The organism is Actinoplanes sp. KI2 (assembly GCF_025630775.1).
In the GTDB taxonomy this organism is placed as follows: domain Bacteria; phylum Actinomycetota; class Actinomycetes; order Mycobacteriales; family Micromonosporaceae; genus Actinoplanes.
This window is the reverse complement of record NZ_JAOSZE010000099.1, coordinates 1-4,244: the sequence shown is the minus strand read 5'-3', so window position 1 is coordinate 4,244 and position 4,244 is coordinate 1. Positions and strand designations below refer to the sequence as shown.

The following is a 4,244-nucleotide window of genomic DNA, read 5'->3' as shown; positions in this document are numbered from 1 at the left end:
AGAGAGTGCGTTCTACCGGACTGCGTAACGATGGTTGATCACCGCTGGTCATACCATTCGTCACCGTCGGACGACAGAATCTGCCGCAGGTAGTCCGCAAGGCCATCAGCGACCTTGCGCCGGCAGTCCGTTTCATGTTCCCAAACCACCACGCCGGCCCGCGGATCATCCACCACGAAGGCGAACTGGTCACCGCCCCCGTTGTCACCGAAGAACAGCAGGCCGTCGAACGGCTGGTACAACTCGGCGAACGAGGCGTCAGCCCGGAACCGCGCATTGTCTTCGGCGATACGCTTCGCCGTCCACACGACATCCAACGCATACTCACCAAGGACGCCATCCGTCTCGAACAGCAGCGCCCGCAGATCGGCGGGGACCGAGTCACCTAACCGTCGCTCAATGTCACTGATCGCTTCAGCGTTCACCGGCGGGGCTAATTCGGCCTCCGGACAGGCCGAGACAACCACTTCGATCCACACGATCGTCACCTCTAACAAGCAGCCGTTCACATCGTGCGAAAGGGTCTCACGGACAGCAGCCCTGGCGCGTTGGGATGCGTGGGCCGTGCGCGGAGGTCGCCCGGCGAACAAGCCTCGGCCGTTGACGGTCACCCAGGGGAGGGTAATTCGGCGGGCCCGTCGATATCTTGAGCTCATGAGCGGGCGACGGGGCAGGCCACGACATCCGGACGTACTGACGCCGGCCGAGTGGCGGACCGTCCATGCGGTGCGCCACGGGCTGAGCAACCGTCAGATCGCCGTGCGCTCGGGGGTCAGCCGCGATGCGGTGAAGTACCACGTCGCCAACGCGATCGCCAAGCTCGGGCTTGCTGATCGGCAGGAGTTGCGCGCCTGGGTAGGCGCCCCTGCGGACAGCGCGATCCGCCACGCGGTCCCCCCGCTCCCGCTCGACGGCTGCGCAACGAAGGAGAGCACCATGAAGCTGGGGCAGATCGGCCAGATCTCGCGAACGGTCCGTGACATCGAGCGTTCCGTCACCTGGTACCGGGACGTGCTCGGGCTGACCCACCTGTACACCTTCGGCGATCTGGCCTTCTTCGACTGCGCCGGAACGCGCCTCTTCCTCAGTGTCGCCGAGAAGGGCGAAGATGCCGGCACCCAGTCGATCCTCTACTTCCGCGTCGACGACCTCCACGCCACCTGCGCCGAGCTGGCCTCCCTCGGTGTGGAGATCATCAGCCCCCCACACCTGATCCACAAGCACGAGTCGGGCGTTGAGGAGTGGATGGCGTTCTTCAACGATCCCGACGGCCATCCGCTGGCCCTCATGACCCAGGTGGGTCCCCGCACCTGAGGGCCCGGAGCGGTTGCCGGCCACCGTCCGAGCGCGACTGTCGGGCGCAACGGTCGGGTCGCCATCGTTCCACGGTCGGCGACTTTCCTGGTTCCGTTGCCGTCCCAGGCCGGCGGTCGCACCGCCGAATGAGGGAGCCGACCAGCGTGGATGCCTGCTTGCGGCAGCTCCCCCGGAGGTGGGGTCTGCGGGTCGTACGCGTCCGGATCAGCGTTGCGTGCGCCGGCGAGTGCCGTCGACCAGCATTTCGATCAATCGCGCGAGGCCGGCCGCGCCGAGCGTGTCGTGCGCCCGCCGAACGGTCATCAGCAGCGGTTCGGCGCGGTCGAGGATCACGCCGTCGCGGGCGAGGACGTAGTAGAGCGCCAGCGCGGCCGCCCGCGCGTTGCCGTCGTCGAACGGGTGGAAGAACGCCACGTCGAGATACACCCGGGCGGCCCTGGACGGCAGCGGCACGTCATCGTCGGTTGCCTCGTTCAGGCAGGCGTCGAACCGGTCCGGTAGATCAGCGTGCCAGTGGTATGACTCCCGGCCGCCCTTGGCCGAGGCGGGACCGGTACGGAATCTTGCCTCGGTCACTCCGAGCACCGTGCGCTGCCACTCCGCGAGCCGCGCGAAGGTCAATGGGGCCCGGTCGGCTGCCGCCCGGCGGACCTGGTCGAGCACGATGGACAGCTCTTTGCCGCCCGACTCGCGTTCGGCGAAGTGGTCGGCGATACCGTCCCGGTCACTCCGGACGGGATCGGATATCGGCGCCGCGGCGCTACCCCAGTCGACCTCGGCCCGGACCTCGAGCCACCTGGTGAGATCGTCCTCGCGCGGCGGGCCGTGCCGCCGGCTCCGCAGCGGCGCCGGGTCGGACAGGTTCGTCGCGCGCGGGGACGGCCAGCCTTCCGGCCAGGTGTCGGGCCAGTCGTCGGCCCGTGGACCTCGCTGGCCGGCCGGCCAGCCGACGACCAGATGGGCCAGTCTGTCCGCGACGTCGGCGATCTCCATGTCGGACGGTCGTACCCAGCTGTGGAACCGTCCGCCGATGGCATCGCCGATCAGCCCTGCGTGCCGGTCGGCCGGGATGCCCGCAGCGGTCAGGAACCAGCCCAGTACCTGCCCGCAATGGCCTTGCCAGCCGCTTTCGGCGCCGGTCCGGTCGACCACAACCGTGACCAGCTGTGCCACCGCACGTTCCCAGATGTCGAGTATCACGTCATCGGCGGCCCCTGGCGGCAGCGGCAAGAAGCGGGCGAATCGTTCGCTCATGTCCTCAAGCCACGACCGCCATTCCACCAGCGACGCGGCCACCGCGTCGAGGGTGGCGTCCGGGGTGGATATCGAGTCCCGCGGGCAGCACCATGCGCCGATCGGCCCACCACCGATGTCGCCCTCCGCCATTGCCCATCGCCAGCCGCACGCCCACCGGCCGTAATGCTCCACGAGTGCCGCGCTCATCGCGTTGGCCCACGAGCGTCCGGTCTCGTGGCTCCACCTGATGACCGCCGCGTCCGCGGCGCCACCCTCCGGGCGGCTCGGCACCGCCATGCCCGGCGGCAGGCTCCGGACCACCGCCGGCGCGTCCGCCGCCTCGAACGGATGACGGACCGGATCGACCTCCTCCCATGTCAACGAGTACGGTGCGATCAGAAGCTCGGCCGCCGGCAGCGAGGCCATGAAATTCACGGCGACAAGTATCACCCGGCCGATGGCTCTGCCGACGTCTCCATCGCCGAGTCGTCCGCAAGATCGACTCACCCGTCTGGCCGCGACCCGCTCGCTACGCAGCGTCACGCCCAACAGCCTCCGACGACGCGTATTTCTGCCGATGAGCGCGCACCTGATCTTGACTTGAATTCCGTTTGCTCAATGGTCAAGGATCGTTGACCATTGAGCGCATGCCTGCCGATGATCTTCCCGAGACGTTCCACGTCGCCACTGACGAGCAGCTCCGCGCCGTCTCCAACCTCACGCGCCACCGGATCATGGCCGTGCTGCGCTTTGAGCCCGCGACGATCACTCAGATCGCCGAGCGAGTGGGCCTCGCGAAGGGAAGTTCGAGCTACCACGTACGGCTGCTCGAACGGGCCGGCTTGGTGAAGGTGGTACGAACGCGGAAAGTCCGGGGGGTCACCGAGCGGTACTACGCGATGGCCGCGCGGTCCATTGAGCTGCCGGATCCGGGCGAGGGCGGCCCCGATGTGCTGATGCGGCATGCGGTGGCAGACCTGGAGGCCGCGCCGGCGGATGGCGAGCGGCACGTACGGATTGCGCATCTGCGGCTCACCGAGGAGCAGTTCGCGGAGCTGGGTGCGCGGCTGCAGGCCCTGGTGGACGAGTACCGGGAGCTGTCCGATCCGTCGCTGCCGGACGTGTCACTCGTCTTCGCGCTGTTCCGGCCGGCGCAGCCCAAGCGGGCCGAAGGGGACGCCAAATGACTTCGCCGTGGAGACCGTACTCGCCCTCTTCGCGCACGACCGTCTCGGCTTGGCCACCTTCGGCTTCGGCCTGCTCCTCACGGCGGAGGCCACCGGCGGTCTGCTCGGCGCGGGCATCGCTTCCTTCCTCGGCCGGCGACTCGGCACCGGGACCGCGCTGACCTGCACGGCCGCGGTCGAAGGGCTTGCCATCCTGGGCCTTGCCGCCGCCCCGAATCCGTACGTCGCCGGCGTCGCGCTCGCCGTTTGCGGAGCGGGCATGGGCGCCACCATGGTGCTCGCCCCCTCCCTGCGGCAGGCGATCGTCCCCGCACACCTGATGGGCCGGGTCACCTCCACCTCCCGCATGCTCGCCATGTGCGCCGCCCCGTTCGGTGCCTTCCTCGGCGGCTGGCTAGCCTCCACGTTCGACGTGCGCACCCCGCTCTACACCGCCGCCGGTCTCCTGCTCACCATGACCGCCGTCACGGCGACCATGACCAACAACCGCCGAGTCGAGGCGGC

At 68.8% G+C, this 4,244-nt stretch carries 5 protein-coding genes; 3 read left to right on the top strand and 2 right to left on the bottom strand.

What is annotated here, in order from left to right:
• Window positions 1-38 precede the first annotated feature (38 nt).
• Window positions 39-611 carry an SMI1/KNR4 family protein gene (locus tag ODJ79_RS46325; protein ID WP_263030141.1) on the bottom strand — a complete coding sequence of 191 codons (573 nt, stop codon included), beginning with the start codon at window positions 609-611 and terminating at the stop codon, window positions 39-41.
• A gap of 43 nt (window positions 612-654) precedes the next feature.
• On the opposite strand from ODJ79_RS46325, the gene ODJ79_RS46320 reads away from it, so the two are divergent.
• Window positions 655-1,314 carry a VOC family protein gene (locus ODJ79_RS46320; protein WP_263030140.1) on the top strand — a complete coding sequence of 220 codons (660 nt, stop codon included), beginning with the start codon at window positions 655-657 and terminating at the stop codon, window positions 1,312-1,314.
• A gap of 207 nt (window positions 1,315-1,521) precedes the next feature.
• Here the strand turns inward: ODJ79_RS46320 and ODJ79_RS46315 are convergent, their stop codons facing one another.
• Window positions 1,522-2,979, bottom strand: a complete 1,458-nt coding sequence (locus ODJ79_RS46315; protein WP_263030142.1) for a Fic family protein — start codon at window positions 2,977-2,979, stop codon at window positions 1,522-1,524.
• Between the two features lie 206 nt (window positions 2,980-3,185).
• On the opposite strand from ODJ79_RS46315, the gene ODJ79_RS46310 reads away from it, so the two are divergent.
• Window positions 3,186-3,740 (top strand): ArsR/SmtB family transcription factor, encoded by a 555-nt coding sequence (locus ODJ79_RS46310; protein ID WP_263030139.1) that lies wholly within the window; start codon window positions 3,186-3,188, stop codon window positions 3,738-3,740.
• A gap of 7 nt (window positions 3,741-3,747) precedes the next feature.
• Window positions 3,748-4,244, top strand: a 497-nt coding sequence (locus tag ODJ79_RS46305) for an MFS transporter (protein WP_263030138.1), incomplete at its 3' end; no start/stop codon positions are given.

Bases quoted from the DNA above. Each gene is read 5' to 3' on its own strand.
- ODJ79_RS46320 (WP_263030140.1), top strand. From the start codon at position 655: ATGAGCGGGCGACGGGGCAGGCCACGACATCCGGACGTACTGACGCCG.
- ODJ79_RS46315 (WP_263030142.1), bottom strand. From the start codon at position 2,979: ATGGCCTCGCTGCCGGCGGCCGAGCTTCTGATCGCACCGTACTCGTTG.